At 69.6% G+C, this 13,391-nt stretch carries 18 protein-coding genes; 14 read left to right on the top strand and 4 right to left on the bottom strand.

The window, feature by feature from the left end; all coding sequences use genetic code 11:
* The first annotated feature begins 115 nt into the window (after positions 1-115).
* A complete protein-coding gene (locus AB0I12_RS38880; protein ID WP_359940235.1) occupies positions 116-514 on the top strand; it encodes a hypothetical protein in 399 nt (132 codons plus the stop codon).
* Between the two features lie 60 nt (positions 515-574).
* On the top strand, positions 575-949 hold the full coding sequence (locus AB0I12_RS38875; RefSeq protein ID WP_359940232.1) for a hypothetical protein: 375 nt from the start codon (positions 575-577) through the stop codon (positions 947-949).
* A gap of 4 nt (positions 950-953) precedes the next feature.
* On the opposite strand, the gene AB0I12_RS38870 is transcribed toward AB0I12_RS38875, so the two are convergent.
* Entirely contained in the window at positions 954-1,898 is a 945-nt protein-coding gene (locus AB0I12_RS38870; RefSeq protein ID WP_359940229.1) for a phosphotransferase, read from the bottom strand.
* Positions 1,899-1,918: 20 nt separating this feature from the next.
* Here AB0I12_RS38870 and AB0I12_RS38865 point away from each other — a divergent pair, with 20 nt between their 5' ends.
* Positions 1,919-2,761, top strand: a complete 843-nt coding sequence (locus AB0I12_RS38865; RefSeq protein WP_359940226.1) for a DUF72 domain-containing protein — start codon at positions 1,919-1,921, stop codon at positions 2,759-2,761.
* Positions 2,762-2,780: 19 nt separating this feature from the next.
* Positions 2,781-3,233: a hypothetical protein gene (locus AB0I12_RS38860; protein WP_359940224.1), complete on the top strand. Its 453-nt coding sequence runs from the start codon at positions 2,781-2,783 to the stop codon at positions 3,231-3,233.
* Positions 3,234-3,340: 107 nt separating this feature from the next.
* On the opposite strand, the gene AB0I12_RS38855 is transcribed toward AB0I12_RS38860, so the two are convergent.
* Both AB0I12_RS38855 and AB0I12_RS38850 read right to left on the bottom strand, forming a co-directional pair.
* On the bottom strand, positions 3,341-3,832 hold the full coding sequence (locus tag AB0I12_RS38855) for a methylated-DNA--[protein]-cysteine S-methyltransferase (RefSeq protein WP_359940221.1): 492 nt from the start codon (positions 3,830-3,832) through the stop codon (positions 3,341-3,343).
* A 36-nt stretch (positions 3,833-3,868) separates the two neighbouring features.
* Positions 3,869-4,699 carry a carbon-nitrogen hydrolase family protein gene (locus tag AB0I12_RS38850; RefSeq protein WP_359940218.1) on the bottom strand — a complete coding sequence of 277 codons (831 nt, stop codon included), beginning with the start codon at positions 4,697-4,699 and terminating at the stop codon, positions 3,869-3,871.
* 380 nt (positions 4,700-5,079) lie between these two features.
* Between AB0I12_RS38850 and fgd the strand changes: the two genes are divergently transcribed.
* The 3 genes from fgd to AB0I12_RS38835 are packed head-to-tail and all read left to right on the top strand — an operon-like array spanning position 5,080 to position 7,293.
* A complete protein-coding gene (fgd, locus tag AB0I12_RS38845) occupies positions 5,080-6,084 on the top strand; it encodes a glucose-6-phosphate dehydrogenase (coenzyme-F420) (protein ID WP_355693103.1) in 1,005 nt (334 codons plus the stop codon).
* A 10-nt stretch (positions 6,085-6,094) separates the two neighbouring features.
* Positions 6,095-6,670, top strand: a complete 576-nt coding sequence (locus AB0I12_RS38840) for a GNAT family N-acetyltransferase (RefSeq protein ID WP_359940215.1) — start codon at positions 6,095-6,097, stop codon at positions 6,668-6,670.
* 38 nt (positions 6,671-6,708) lie between these two features.
* The gene (locus AB0I12_RS38835) at positions 6,709-7,293 is read left to right on the top strand and encodes a GNAT family protein (RefSeq protein ID WP_359940212.1); all 585 of its coding nucleotides are present in this window, start codon (positions 6,709-6,711) and stop codon (positions 7,291-7,293) included.
* A gap of 152 nt (positions 7,294-7,445) precedes the next feature.
* Here AB0I12_RS38835 and AB0I12_RS38830 read toward each other — a convergent pair whose 3' ends face one another.
* Positions 7,446-8,207 carry an IclR family transcriptional regulator gene (locus AB0I12_RS38830; protein WP_359940209.1) on the bottom strand — a complete coding sequence of 254 codons (762 nt, stop codon included), beginning with the start codon at positions 8,205-8,207 and terminating at the stop codon, positions 7,446-7,448.
* A 112-nt stretch (positions 8,208-8,319) separates the two neighbouring features.
* Here AB0I12_RS38830 and AB0I12_RS38825 point away from each other — a divergent pair, with 112 nt between their 5' ends.
* The 7 genes from AB0I12_RS38825 to AB0I12_RS38795 all read left to right on the top strand — a co-directional run bounded on the left by AB0I12_RS38825 (position 8,320) and on the right by AB0I12_RS38795 (position 13,303).
* The gene (locus tag AB0I12_RS38825) at positions 8,320-9,513 is read left to right on the top strand and encodes an aldolase/citrate lyase family protein (protein WP_359940206.1); all 1,194 of its coding nucleotides are present in this window, start codon (positions 8,320-8,322) and stop codon (positions 9,511-9,513) included.
* 9 nt (positions 9,514-9,522) lie between these two features.
* Complete coding sequence (locus tag AB0I12_RS38820; protein WP_355475302.1) at positions 9,523-9,762, top strand: thiamine-binding protein; 240 nt, start codon at positions 9,523-9,525, stop codon at positions 9,760-9,762.
* Positions 9,755-10,150, top strand: coding sequence for a helix-turn-helix domain-containing protein (locus tag AB0I12_RS38815; protein ID WP_359940203.1), 396 nt, complete (start codon positions 9,755-9,757; stop codon positions 10,148-10,150). Before AB0I12_RS38820 ends, AB0I12_RS38815 begins: the two co-directional genes overlap by 8 nt.
* Positions 10,151-10,239: 89 nt before the next feature.
* Positions 10,240-10,734, top strand: coding sequence for a 2-oxo-4-hydroxy-4-carboxy-5-ureidoimidazoline decarboxylase (uraD, locus tag AB0I12_RS38810; RefSeq protein ID WP_359940200.1), 495 nt, complete (start codon positions 10,240-10,242; stop codon positions 10,732-10,734).
* A complete protein-coding gene (gene uraH / locus AB0I12_RS38805; RefSeq protein ID WP_359940198.1) occupies positions 10,731-11,048 on the top strand; it encodes a hydroxyisourate hydrolase in 318 nt (105 codons plus the stop codon). Before uraD ends, uraH begins: the two co-directional genes overlap by 4 nt.
* Before the next feature lie 6 nt (positions 11,049-11,054).
* Positions 11,055-11,963: a factor-independent urate hydroxylase gene (gene pucL, locus AB0I12_RS38800; RefSeq protein WP_359940195.1), complete on the top strand. Its 909-nt coding sequence runs from the start codon at positions 11,055-11,057 to the stop codon at positions 11,961-11,963.
* Positions 11,960-13,303 carry an 8-oxoguanine deaminase gene (locus AB0I12_RS38795; protein WP_359940192.1) on the top strand — a complete coding sequence of 448 codons (1,344 nt, stop codon included), beginning with the start codon at positions 11,960-11,962 and terminating at the stop codon, positions 13,301-13,303. The genes pucL and AB0I12_RS38795 overlap by 4 nt, the downstream gene beginning before the upstream one ends.
* The last annotated feature ends 88 nt before the right edge of the window (positions 13,304-13,391 follow it).

Genomic DNA, 13,391 nt, shown 5'->3' with positions numbered 1-13,391 from the left:
CGTCCTCCAGCCTGTCAGGGTTGCCCTGACACAGGTGTCAGGCTAGCCCTGACAAGCTGCTACGGTCAACCGGGTCGGAGAAGGGGTGGATGTGTTCGTCAGGTATCAGAGTCCGGTGCCGGATCGGCGCGGCCGGCGGATCGGCGTCTTCGGGCTGGTGAACATGCTCGGTCAGCGCGGGTATCTGAGCGCCGAGGAGGAAGCGTTCCGCCGTACGACGAACGCCTGGTACGACGCGACGTACACGAACCCGTCGACCGTCGACCCCACCGTGTACGAGGCCAACCTGCGGGCGGCGGCGTGGTTCCGGTCGTCGGCCGCGCACCTGATGGAGCCGCTCCCGGGCTATCTGGCGATCCTCGCGGCCCACAACGTCCCGTGCGAACGCTACGAGTCACCCGCGCCAGGCCGGGTGCTCTACGAGGATGAACACCAGGTGGTCGTCGTCCCGCACGAACCCGAAGACCTCACTCACATCACCACCATGCTCTGGCTCCGCCCGAAGCCCGATTGAGCCTGGTGTACCCGCCGGGGTGAGGTGAAGTGGGGCGGTGGATCACTTACCGTGATCCTCATGGCGTTTGCGGCGAAGGGGAGCAAGGGGGAGTCGTTCCTTGCGGTGGTGGTCGGTGGTGGGACGGCGTTCGGGCTGGTGGTGGTGACGTCGCGGGCGTGGAAGGCGTGTCAGGTGGACGTCACCGGGAGCGTGCCGAACGGGCTGACGCTGCTCTTCCTCGGTGTGCCGATCGCGTTGATCGTCAATCTGGTGCTGTTCACCGTCGTTTTCCGGTACGCCGGGAAGGCGTTCCTGTTCTCGCTGATCGCCGCCGCCATCGCGATCGCGATCGCCGACCTCGCCCTGTTCTCGTGGCAAGGCACCCCGGCCGCCTCGCCCGGTACCTGCCCGGGCAACGTCCCGCCCTGGTGGCCGGAATGGATCCCCACCTGACGGATCAGTCGGCCAACCGCGACAGTGCGGCCGCGCGTTCGGGGTCTCCGATCGAGGCGGCTGTCGGGAACAGCCGGGCCCAGGAGCCGGCGCGGGTCAGCTGGCTGAGCCGGCGGGCGAGCTCGGCGGCGCGGCGCAGGTCGGGCAGCGAGTGACCGTCCGTCCACCGGTCGAGATAAGCGTCCTCCAACCGAGCGACGACCTCCGAGCCGTGGTCGTCGGCCGCACGATCGAGCGCGACCAGCAGACTGCAGAACGGGTGCCCGACATTCGCGTCACCCCAGTCGAAGAACGTGTACCGCCCCGCCCCGGCAACCAGAATCTGACCGTCATGCAGATCCGCATGATCCAGCGAATCCGGTACGCCGAGACCCGCAAGCTCCTCGCACGACGCGACCAGCCGCGGCCGGAACCGCCGCAACCGTTCCCGCTCCGCCGCATCCAGCGCCCCGTTCCCGGCGACGGCCTCGTCGAAGATCGACGGCAGCAGCGATACCCGAGCATCAGGTACGCCGAGACCCAGCAGCTCCTCCACCCGCGGTACGAGGGCCCGCTGCAACTCGGCGTACTGCGTCAACGCCTCCTCCCACTCGCGCGGCCCGATCTCCAGGCTGCGGAGCAGTGGCCCGCCGGACGGCAGCAGCGACCAGCCGCGGGCGGCGTCGACCGCGTACGGCGTGAGCACGTGGGACGGCACCCACCGGGACAGCGCCTCGCCGAGCCCGGCCTCGAACGCGCTCCCGGGCGACGCGGCCTTGAACCAGACCGGCTCGTCCGCCTCGACCCGGACGAGCACCGACCACGGCCGGACCCGGACCCGCCGCGGACCTGTCTCGCGAACGCCGGCCTCGTCGAGTCGCGCGTCCAGCCAGCCGAGCGCGGCTGCCCGCCACGCCGGGTCCTCCCAGGGCGTCACTGCGTCCGGATACGCGCCGCGGTCGATCTGCATGCGGGGACCATAATCGAGGAATGACGCGCTGGCCGGACTCGCCGTACCGAGTGGGGATCTCAGGCTGGCGCTACGCACCCTGGCGGAAGGTCTACTACCCCGACGGGCTGCCCCAGCGCGCCGAGCTCGAGTACGCGTCCTCTCGCTTGAACTCGATCGAGCTCAACGGCTCCTTCTACGCCCTCCAGCGCCCCTCCTCGTACCAGCGCTGGTACGAGGAGACGCCCGACGGGTTCGTGTTCTCGGTCAAGGGGCCGCGCTTCGTCACGCATCTGAAACGCCTGGCCGACGTGGACGCGCCGCTGGCGAACTTCTTCGCGTCCGGTGTGCTTGCGCTCGGCAACAAACTCGGACCGGTGCTGTGGCAGCTGCCGCCCAACTTCCAGTACGACGCGGAGCGCTGCGCCGCGTTCTTCGAGCAGCTGCCGCGAAGCACCGTCGAGGCGGTCGAGGTCGCCAAACGCCATGACGAACGGATGGAAGGCCGTGCGCTGCTGGAGGCTGCTGTCGACCAGCCGATCCGGTACGCGCTCGAAGTACGGCACGACAGCTTCAAGACCAAGCAGTTTGTCGACCTCTGCCGGGAGCACGACGTCGCGGTCGTCTGTGCCGACACCGCGGGCAAGTGGCCGATGTTCGGCGACGTCACCGCGGATTTCGCGTACGTCCGGCTGCACGGCGCCGAGGAGCTCTACGTCAGCGGCTACGACGACAAGTCCCTCGGTCGCTGGGCGCGGAAGATCCGTTCCTGGAAATGCGACACGTACGTGTACTTCGACAACGACGTCAAGGTGCACGCGCCGTACGACGCGGAGCGCCTGGCTGGAAAGCTCGGAATCACTTCGGCCGACACCGAAGCATGAAGGCCTTAGCGTCGGCGCTATGACACAGAACCCCGGAGAACTCGTCGAGCAGGCCGTCGGGCGATGCCTCCAACTCGTCGTCACCTGGCCGGCCTGGGACGGCGAACCGCGCATGTCCGACGACGGCCGCACGTTCACGCCGCACAAGGCGGTACGCCGGATCGCCGATCACCTGGTCGATCACCTGGCGGAGGTCGAGGCGCTGCTGGCCGGCGTACCGACGCAGCCCGACGAGTGGCACGCGAGTGCGCTCACGTCCGCCGCGGACCTCGCGCCGTTCACCGCGGAGGACGTACGCGAAGCCGAGCAGCGACTGCAGCGGCTCGGGCGGACGTTCGCACTGCGGTACGCCGCTCTCGACCCGGCCGAGTGGGACAAGGACCGCAGCCCGAACTGGACGCTCCGCGAGATCGCCGAACACCTCACCGAGCTCGACTGGTACGCCGCCCAGGTCGGCGACCTGAGCCGATAGCGCGGACGCCCATCACTCACCAACCACGCCGCGCCGCCGCACGGCACGCTCGCCACCGGTCGGCAGCGGCCGAGCCGCGGGAGTTGGTGAGTGATGGGCGTCCGCCTTTAGAACAGCCGCGCGCCCACCGGCTGCTCAAGGTCGAGCAGGAACTGCTTGCGCTTCAGGCCGCCGGCGTACCCGGTCAGCGATCCGTTCTTCCCGATCACCCGGTGGCACGGCACGACGATCGACAGCGGGTTCTGCCCGACCGCCTTGCCGATCGCCTGCGCCGTCTCGCCGAGCCGCGCCGCGATCTCGCCGTACGTCGTGGTCTCGCCGTACGGGATCTCCTCGAGCACGGCCCACACCCGCCGCTGGAACGTGTCTCCCTCGGGGCGGAGCGGCAGGTCGAAGGAAACCCGCGATCCGGACAAGTACGACTCCAGCTGCTCGACGACGAGCGCGATGAGCGGGTCGGACGCCTCGACCCGCTCACCCAGCGTCTGCGCCGTCGGCTTCACCCAGTGGTGCGGAAAATAGATTCCGAGCAGTTCCGTCCCCGACACCACCACCGTGAGCTCCCCGATCCGGGTGCTGACCACCGCATGCCTGTTCATACAGACAGAACGCGTCAGCACCCGGACCTGTGAGGGCTACGAGCTGACGCGGTCCCGCGTCCGGCGACGGAAGTCGCGGCCGACGGTGGTGAATTCGTCGGTGTGCAGCTCAGCGATCGCGACCGACGGCGTGCCGTCCTCCGCGCACTGCGCCAGCCATTGGCCGCGGGGACCGGCGACACCGGACCTGAGGTCGGTGTCCGGGTTGGCCGTGGCCGAGAGGCTCACCCAGCAGGTGTTGTTCGCGGCGGCCCCGCGGACCTGCACCCCGATGTGCGCGTTCACGCCCTCGTTGTTCGCGTACGACACGAGGACGACGTCAGTGCCGAGGCGGTCGTACTCGGTGAACAGCTCCGGGAACAGCACGTCCAGCCCGAGCGCAAGCCCGAAGCGGACACCGTCCACCTCGAACGTCACCGCCTTCTGGCCGGCGGAGTACATCCAGGTGACCTTCGTCGTGGACAGCATCCGCTCGTCGTACCGGGCGACCACCTTTCCGTGGTCGGACACGACGTACATGCTGTTGTGCGGACGGGCGCCGGGCAGTTGGTGGACCGACGGGATCACGGTCCAGATCCCGAGCTCGCGGGAGAGCGCGACGATCTGGTCGAGCTCGTCCTGCAGCGCGCCCCAGTCGGCCCGGGACCAGTCGGACGGGCCGACCTCGTCCGGACCGAGCGACGACATCACCCACTTGCTCGGGAAGCAGATCGCTCCTTCACCGAAGTGCACCAGGCGGGCACCCGCCTTGGCGGCCTGCCGCATCAAGCTGCGGACCTCGTCGCCGCTCTCCCGGAGCAGGGCGGCGTTCGTCGGGTCTTCACGGACCGTCGACTGGGCGACGGCGATGCGTGGGAATTCCGGCATGTCTGGTTCTCCTTGAGGAGTCGGACGGAAGTGCCGGAGGGCAGCCGTGTAGGACTCGCCGGTCTTCGCGGCGCGGGCTCGAACCCGTTGTTTGAGATTCCTGTGCGCTGTCATCTGGCCTTCCACGCACTCGCACGCGATCCCCCAGCGATCCCGTCGAGGCGGATGACCAGGACGAGCGGCCCGAGACAGGGAGTCCCTTTGCCTTCTCACGGTGACCGAGCTGGGGCCGGTCGACGAAGGTGAGGCGCGGGCCGCGCCGGACCCACATCCTTCCCGACCCCGGCGGCCGGAGTCAATCAGGCCCGCCGGGCGGCATAAAGTCGGACCCGGGCGCGGTTGTCTTCCGGAGTACGCGCAGACGACGTTGGGAGCAGAGGGTGAGCATTCGGGTCGGGTACAAGGCTTCGGCGGAGCAGTTCGGGCCGCGGGATCTGGTGGAGTACTCCGTGCGGGCCGAGGAACTCGGGCTCGACAGTGTGACCGTTTCGGACCACTTCCTGCCGTGGCGGCACGAGGGCGGCCACGCGCCGTTCGCGCTCGCCTGGCTGGCGGCGGTCGGCGAGCGGACCAACCGGGTGCTGCTCGGTACGTCGGTGCTGACGCCGACGTTCCGCTACAACCCGGCGGTCATCGCGCAGGCGTTCGCCACCCTCGGCGTGCTGTACCCGGGGCGGGTCATGCTCGGCGTCGGCAGCGGCGAGGCGCTCAACGAGATCGCGGTCTCGGGTATGGAGTGGCCCGAGTTCAAGGAGCGGTTCGCCCGGCTCCGGGAGTCCGTGCAGCTGATCCGCGACCTGTGGACGAAGGACGGCGTCAGCTCCGACGGGCCGTACTACAAGACCGTCGACGCGTTCATCTACGACCGCCCCGAGACCCCGCTGAAGGTGTACGTCGCCGCGGGCGGCCCCCTGGTCGCGCGGTACGCCGGGCGCGCCGGTGACGGGTTCATCGCGACGTCCGGCAAGGGCATGGACCTGTACACCGAGCAGCTGATGCCAGCCGTCCGCGAAGGCGCCGAGAAGGCCGGGAAGAAGTTCGAGGACGTCGACCGGATGCTCGAGGTGAAGATCTCCTACGACCGCGACCCGGCCCAGGCGCTGGAGAACACCCGGTTCTGGGCGCCGCTGTCGCTGACCGCCGAGCAGAAGCACAGCGTGACGAGCGCGACCGAGATGGAGCGGCTGGCCGACGAGCTGCCGATCGAGCAGGTCGCCAAGCGGTGGATCGTGGCGTCGGACCCGGAGGAGGCGGTGAAGCAGCTCCAGCCGTACGCCGACGCGGGCTTCAACCACTTCGTCGTCCACGGTCCGGGCAACGACCAGGAGCGTTTCCTCACCCAGTTCACCGAGGATGTCCTTCCGCTGCTGCGCAAACTGGGCTGACAATCGCTGGGTGGGTGACTACGAGATCGTCCAGGACAACGACCCGCGGTGCGCCGAGCTGGAAGCAGCCGGCTACCGCGTGGTCGCCGAGTCCTGGGCGGTGCGGCTGTTCGACCCGGATCGTGAGCTGCTGGAGTCCGCCGTACTCCGGGCCACGGCCGGTGGACTCACGATCCGCGAGCTCGGCGCCGAGTCCGCGCGGGAGCTGCACGCGCTGGAGAAGTCCAACGAGCCGGACTACCCGTACACGCCCGCGACGCACCGCGTGGTCGGAGAGCTGGCCGAAACCCGCGCGCTCTGGCCGGAGCACCGGGTGTTCGGCGCCTTCGACGGCAACCGGCTGGTCGGCGCGACGGTCATCCGCGCGAAGGACGGCTTCGGGGACACCCGGTTCACGTCGGTCCTGTCCACGCACCGCCGCCGCGGCGTCGCGCAGGCCGTGAAAGCCGCCTCGATCCTCGCCCTCCTCGACATCGGCATCACCCGCTTCAGCACCGGCGGAGCCGCCGCCAACCAGGCCAGCCTCCAAGCCAACCAGTCTCTCGGCTACAAACTCACCGAACATTGGCGCACCTACGCCCCCTGAGGGCCCCGGCCGGCGAGTGGGCGGAATAGCATCTCGGGATGCCTCTGCTTGTGGGATCGGTGTTGTCTCGGGGGACTTTGCGGGATGTGGCGCAGCCGCGGTTGGCGGTGGGGGACGGGTTGTTGTTGCGGCCTTGGCAGGGGAGGGATGCCGACGTCGTACGAACGGCGTTCGGGTGTCCTGACATTCAGCGGTGGCATGTTCGACGCCTGGACACGCGCGAGGAGGCTGGGGAGTGGGTCGGGCAGTGGGCTGATCATTGGGACGCGGAGACGGCGGCGAGTTGGGCGGTCGTCGGTCACGACGATGAGCCGCTCGGCCAGGTGGGGTTGCGGGAGGTCTCGCTGACGCAAGGCTCGGCGGCGCTGTCGTACTGGGTGACACCGGCCGCCCGTGGACGGGGCGTCGCGGCCGCAGCGGTGGACTCGCTGTCGGCTTGGGCCTTCGGTCAGGCCGGGTTCAATCGGCTGAACATCCACCACTCCACCGCGAACACCGCGTCATGCTGGGTCGCGACGAACGCCGGCTACCAGCTCGAAGGCACCCTGCGGCAGGCGATCATGCACGCGGACGGCTGGCACGACTGGCACGTGCACGGCCGGCTGCGCACCGACAGCCGCTAGCTCGAGGTGCGTACTGTCGGGGAATGCGGCACCTCAGCAGTACCTGCGTGGTGAGTTGGTGGTCGAGGCAGGGTGGGGCTGGCACGTGTTGGCCGACTCGGACGGAAACGAGTTCTGTGTCCTGCAGCCGCCGTCCCACCGCGGCGTGCGGGTCAGTGGAGGTCTTCGGACAGGGACTTGGCGGCTTGGGTGAGGAGCGGGATGGCGCGTTCCACCAGCGGCTCGGTCATGCGTCCCGCGGGGCCGGAGATGGAGATGGCCAGCGGGGAGGGCGCGTCGGGCACCGCCACCGCCACGCATCGTACGCCGACCTCCTGCTCGCCCTCGTCCATCGCGTAGCCGTCGCCGGCCGCCTGGTGGAGCTGGGTGGTGAACGCGTCGGGGCTGGTGATGGTGTTGTCGGTGTGTTTCGGCATGCCGGTGCGGTGCAGGAGCTCGCGGACCTCGGCGTCGGCGTACTGCGCGAGGATCGCCTTGCCGACCGCGGTGCAGTGCGGGAGGACGCGGCGGCCGACCTCGGTGAACATCCGCATCGAGTGCCGCGACGGGACCTGCGCCAGGTACACGATCTGGTCGCCGTCGAGCATCGCCATGTTCGCGGACTCGCCGAGCTCGTCGACGAGCCGCGCGAGATGCGGCCGGGCGAACACACTCAGCATGTGCGACGAACTCTCCCCGAGCCGGATCAGCTTCGGCCCGAGCACGTACTGCCGCGACGGTTCCTGACGCAGGTAGCCGAGGTCGACCAGGGTGCGCACCAGCCGGTGGATCGTCGGCAGCGGCAGCCCGGAGGCCGTGGCCAGCTGCGACAGGCCCATCATCCCGCCGGCGTCGGCCATCGTCTCGAGCAGCCCGAAGGCGCGCTCGATCGACTGCACGCTGCCGGTCCGGCCCTTGCCGTTCGTCTCCGCCATGACACCCACCTTTCCGGATCACGGAAGTTTAGCGCCAGATCCCGGAAGGTCGAATGGTTGCGCCTTCCGCAAAGTAGATATTAGTCTCCACAATACGGAAAAGGAGGCTGCAGTGGACGACCTGATGGCCGAGCTCGACCGACGCCTGGCGGCTGCCGACGCCGCGCTGGCCGCCGACTACCGCGGTGACCGCGGGGTCCGGCAGCCGATCCACACCGTGTACGTCCCGGCCGACCGGTACGACGTACGCACGGTGGACGACTGGGGCGCGCAGGCCCGTGCGGCTCTCGACGAGTACGCCGCCTCGGCCGCCGACCTCGCGAAGATCGTCGCGGCCGACCTGACCGACGACGTGTACGAGCGGGTCCGCGCCAAGCTCGAGCGGGAGCCGATCGAGGATCTCCGCATCGACTTCGAGGACGGCTACGGCAACCGGCCGGACGACGAGGAGGACGCCGCGGCGATCGCCGCCGCCGAAGCCCTCGCGGCCGGCCCGCGGACGCCGTACCACGGTCTGCGGATCAAGTCGTTGGAGGCGCCAACGAGACGACGTGGGGTCCGCACGCTCGACCTGTTCCTCGAGCACCTCGGGGCGGTCGACGACGGCTTCGTCATCACGCTCCCGAAGGTGACCTCGGTCGAGCAGGTCGAGGCGATGGTGCTCGTCCTCGAGACACTCGAGCAGAAGTACGGCGTACGGCGGCTGAGCTTCGAGATCCAGGTCGAGACCCCGCAGGCGATCCTCGGCGCGGACGGCACCGCGCTGATCGCCCGGATGGTCAAGGCCGGCGGCGAGCGCGTCACCGGGCTGCACTACGGCACGTACGACTACTCCGCCTCGCTCGGCGTCGCGGCGGCGTACCAGAGCATGGAGCACCCGGTCGCCGACCACGCGAAGGACGTGATGCAGCTGGCCGCGGCCGGTACCGGCGTCTTCGTGTCCGACGGCTCGACCAACGTCCTGCCGGTCGGCGACGCGGTCCACGACGCGTGGCGGCTGCATTTCCGGCTGGTACGGCGTTCGCTCGCGCGCGGCATCTACCAGGGCTGGGACATGCATCCCGCCCAGCTCCCGACCCGCTTCGCGGCGACGTACCTCTTCTACCGGGAGGGGTACGACGAGGCCGCGCAGCGCCTGCGGGCGTATCTGGGCGACGGCGAGTCGGGTTACCTCGACGAGCCGGCAACGGCCGTCGCCCTTGCCGGATTCGTGCTGCGCGGCATCGAGTGCGGCGCGATCGAGACGACCGAGTTCGACACCGCGGCCCTGGCTCGACTCGCCCGCCGGGCGGTGTCCGAGGGCTAGCCTCGCACCATGCGACTGGTTGCGGAGTTCACCACGGAACCGTTCGACGTGGACGGGTCGCCGCCCGCGCACGCCACCGAGGCGCTGCGCGCGGCGGAGGAGGCCGGGCTCGACTGTGAGTTCGGCCCGCTCGGTACGCAGGTCAGCGGCGAACAGCACCTGTTGCTGCCCGCACTCCCGAAAGTGCTCGAGGCGGCGTTCGCCGGCGGCGCGAGCCAGGTGACCTTGCAGGTACGGCGCGATGCCTGAGCAGCATCCCTTGGTCGAGGCGATCACGCCGCTGGTGGAGCGGCTGAACGCCGAGCTGATTGCACCGGCGGACGCCCTTGACGACGACATCCCGCTGAAGTGGGACGGGGAGGCGGTGGTCGCCGTCCGGCTGCCGAAACCCGCCGATGGCGGCACCGCGGCGGCCGTGGCCGGAACAAACGCCGGCGGGGTGCAGGGCCTGCTGGCAGAGGTTGCCGACGAGTTGGGCGGTCCGCTGCGCGACCTGTCCCGGCATGACAAACAGCAGGCCGTTCTGCTGCTGGAGGCGCGCGGCGCGTTCGAGTACCGCAAGTCGGCCGAGATCGTCGCCGAGGCGCTCGGCGTCACCCGCTTCACCGTCTACAACTACCTGAACCGCGCCCGCTGATTTTCAACAAACTGTTGACGACAGGCGGAGCGGGTGTCACGCTCTCGTCATACGGAAAGTCGATTTCGGGATTCGAGAAGGTGTGATCCGTGGACCTGGAGGAGTTCAACTCCACTGCGGCCGACCGGCTCCGGCCGGCACTGGCGGCCTGCTGCGACGTGCCCCGCTGGGTCGACGCGATCCTGGCCAAGCGGCCGTACGGCGATGCCGCGGCGCTGACCGCAGTCGCAGACCAGTTGCTCCGCGAGCTCGACGACAACGAGGTCGATCGCGCGCTCCAGGCGCACCCGCGGATCGGTGACCGCCCGCAGGGCGCGGGTACCGAGGCCAGTTGGTCGCGGAACGAGCAGTCCGGCGTCGGCGCGGACCCGGCGGTCCGGCAGGAACTTGCCGAGGGCAACCGTCAGTACGAGGAGCGGTTCGGCCGGGTGTTCCTGATCTGTGCGACCGGGCTGTCCGCGGCGCAGATGCTGGACAGCCTGCGGACCCGCCTCGCGCACGACGACGCGACCGAGGCAACCGTCGTCCACGAGGAACTGCGCAAGATCGCGCTGCTCCGGTTGAGCAAGGTGGTGGAGGCATGAGCTCGCTCAGCACGCACGTCCTCGACACCGCGCTGGGGCGACCGGCGCAGAACGTCGAGGTCCGGCTCTACCGGGGCGACGTCCTCGAGGCCGGCGGTACGACGGACGCCGACGGCCGGATCGCCGAGCTGCAACCGAAGCTCGAGCCGGGCACGTACCGGCTCTGGTTCGACGTCGCGGCGTACGCGAAGGCCACCGGCCAGGACATCTTCTTTCCCGAGGTCTCCGTGACCTTCACGGTCGCCGACGAGCGGCACTACCACGTCCCGTTGCTGCTCAGCCCGTTCGCGTTTTCCACCTACCGAGGGAGCTGACCTCCGATGGCCATCCACCTGGGCGCCAACCAGTACGGCAAAGCCGAGAACCGCGTCGTCCGCGTCTACCGCGACACGCCCCGGCACGAGATCCGCGACCTGAACGTGTCGACGTCGCTCCGCGGCAGTTTCGAGGCGGCGCACACGACCGGCGACCAGGCCGACGTACTGCCGACCGACACGCAGAAGAACACCGCGTTCGCCTTCGCCAAGGAGAAGGGGATCGGGGCGATCGAGGACTATGCGCTGACGCTCGGCGCACACTTCCTGGACGCGTCGCCGGCCGCGGAGGGCGCCCGGATCGAGGTCGAGGAGTACGCCTGGGAGCGCATCGACGACCACGACCACGCGTTCGTCCGGGCCGGCACCGGCGTCCGGAACACCGTCGTCAACGTCGAGGGCCGGGGTGCGCAGCGCAAGGCGTACGTCGTCTCCGGGATCAGCGATCTCGTCGTGCTGAAGTCGACCGGGTCGGAGTTCCACGGGTTCCTGAAGGACAAGTACACGACCCTGCAGGCAACCGACGATCGGATCCTGGCGACGTCGCTGGTCGCGCGCTGGCGGTACGACGCTAGTCCAACCGGGGATGGCTCGGTCGACTGGGACAAGTCGTACGACGGCATCAAGAGGCTGCTGCTCGAGCGGTTCGCGAACATCCACAGCCTGGCCCTGCAGCAGACGCTCTACGGCATGGGTTCCGCGGTGCTGGAGGCGCATCCGGAAGTTGCCGAGATCAAGTTCTCGGCGCCGAACAAGCACCACTTCCTGGTCGACCTGTCGCCGTTCGGGGTGGAGAACCCGGGTGAGGTGTTCATCGCCGCGGACCGCCCGTACGGCCTGATCGAGGCGACCGTGACACGCGACGACGCCGGCGACGCCGGGTCCGCCTGGCACGCGACGCCGGGATTCTGTTGAGCAGGACCGTGATCGAGGGCGCCTACGTGGCGACCCTCGATCCGGCCCGGCGCGAGTTCGTCGGCCACGTGGTTGCCGAGGGCAATCGCCTGGTCGCGGTCGGGCCGGGGCCCGCGCCGTCGTACGACGATGCTCGCGTCGTGGACGGGCGGGGCTGCCTGGTCACGCCGGGGTTCGTGAACACGCATCAGCACCTGTACCAGTGGGTGACGCGCGGACTCGCCGCGGACGCGACCCTCTTTGAGTGGCTGACGACGCTGTATCCGGTCTGGGCCCGGATCTCCGAGGAGACGGTGTACGTCGCGGCGCGGGCGGCGCTCGCCCAGCTCGCGCGGACCGGCTGCACGACCGTGGCCGATCACCATTACGTGTTCCCGCGTGATGGCGGGGACCTGCTCGCGGCCGAGATTGCCGCCGCGGGTGAGATCGGTCTGCGGTTCCACCCCGCGCGCGGCTCGATGGACCGCGGTCAGAAGGACGGCGGGTTGCCGCCGGATTCCGTGGTCGAGAACCGCGACGAGATCCTCGCCGCGACCGAGGCCGCGATCGACCGCTGGCACGACCCGTCACCGGACTCGATGCTGCAGATCGTGGTCGCGCCGTGCTCGCCGTTCAGTGTGAGCGGTGAACTGATGCGCGAGTCGGCCGAGCTGGCGCGGCGTCGCGGCGTACGGATGCACACGCACCTCGCCGAGACCACCGACGAGACTTCGTGGTGCCAGGAGACGTACGGGTGTACGCCCCTGGAGTACGCCGACCAGCTCGGGTGGACCGGTCCGGACGTGTGGTTCGCGCACGGCATCCACTTCGACGACGCGGAGATCAAGCACCTCGGCGGCACCGGTACGGGCGTCGCCCACTGCCCCAGCTCCAACGCCCGCCTCGGCGCCGGCATCGCCCGCGCCGCAGACCTCCGCGCCGCCGGATCGCCCGTCGGCCTCGGCGTGGACGGCGCCGCCAGCAACGAATCCGGCAGCCTGGTGGAGGAGTTGCGCCACGCCCTCCTCTTCGCCCGAGCCCGCAGCGGCCCACAAGCCCTGACCGTCCGCGCCGCACTGGAGATGGCGACTCTGGACGGCGCCCGCATCCTCGGCCGCTCCGCCGACCTCGGCTCCCTCGAACCCGGCAAACTCGCCGACCTCGCCGTCTGGAACCTCACCACCCTCCCCCACGCCGGCATCCCCGACCCGATCGCGGCCCTCACCCTCTCGACACCCCCACCCCTAACCCTCCTCCTCACCAACGGCCACCCCATCGTCGAACACGACGTACTCCTCACCGCCGACGAACCCACCCTGGCCACCGAGGTAGCTCGTACCCAAGCCCGGTTACTGGGGTGAGTGAACAGGCGCCGGGGTCGGGGAACAAGGAATAGCCTGTCTCGCGACCCCGGGGCTTATCCACAGATGCGCGATCGGATGTCCGAGC

This window comes from Kribbella sp. NPDC050459 (assembly GCF_040655315.1).
Taxonomy (GTDB): Bacteria; Actinomycetota; Actinomycetes; order Propionibacteriales; family Kribbellaceae; genus Kribbella.
The sequence above is the reverse complement of the archived record's forward strand: the minus strand, read 5'-3'. Positions and strand labels throughout refer to the sequence as shown.

Coding starts and splice junctions, on each gene's coding strand:
- AB0I12_RS38875 (WP_359940232.1), top strand. CDS start 575: ATGGCGTTTGCGGCGAAGGGGAGCAAGGGGGAGTCGTTCCTTGCGGTG.
- AB0I12_RS38870 (WP_359940229.1), bottom strand. CDS start 1,898: ATGCAGATCGACCGCGGCGCGTATCCGGACGCAGTGACGCCCTGGGAG.
- AB0I12_RS38865 (WP_359940226.1), top strand. CDS start 1,919: ATGACGCGCTGGCCGGACTCGCCGTACCGAGTGGGGATCTCAGGCTGG.
- AB0I12_RS38860 (WP_359940224.1), top strand. CDS start 2,781: ATGACACAGAACCCCGGAGAACTCGTCGAGCAGGCCGTCGGGCGATGC.
- AB0I12_RS38855 (WP_359940221.1), bottom strand. CDS start 3,832: ATGAACAGGCATGCGGTGGTCAGCACCCGGATCGGGGAGCTCACGGTG.
- AB0I12_RS38850 (WP_359940218.1), bottom strand. CDS start 4,699: ATGCCGGAATTCCCACGCATCGCCGTCGCCCAGTCGACGGTCCGTGAA.
- AB0I12_RS38835 (WP_359940212.1), top strand. CDS start 6,709: ATGCCTCTGCTTGTGGGATCGGTGTTGTCTCGGGGGACTTTGCGGGAT.
- AB0I12_RS38830 (WP_359940209.1), bottom strand. CDS start 8,207: ATGGCGGAGACGAACGGCAAGGGCCGGACCGGCAGCGTGCAGTCGATC.
- AB0I12_RS38820 (WP_355475302.1), top strand. CDS start 9,523: ATGCGACTGGTTGCGGAGTTCACCACGGAACCGTTCGACGTGGACGGG.
- AB0I12_RS38815 (WP_359940203.1), top strand. CDS start 9,755: ATGCCTGAGCAGCATCCCTTGGTCGAGGCGATCACGCCGCTGGTGGAG.
- uraH (WP_359940198.1), top strand. CDS start 10,731: ATGAGCTCGCTCAGCACGCACGTCCTCGACACCGCGCTGGGGCGACCG.
- pucL (WP_359940195.1), top strand. CDS start 11,055: ATGGCCATCCACCTGGGCGCCAACCAGTACGGCAAAGCCGAGAACCGC.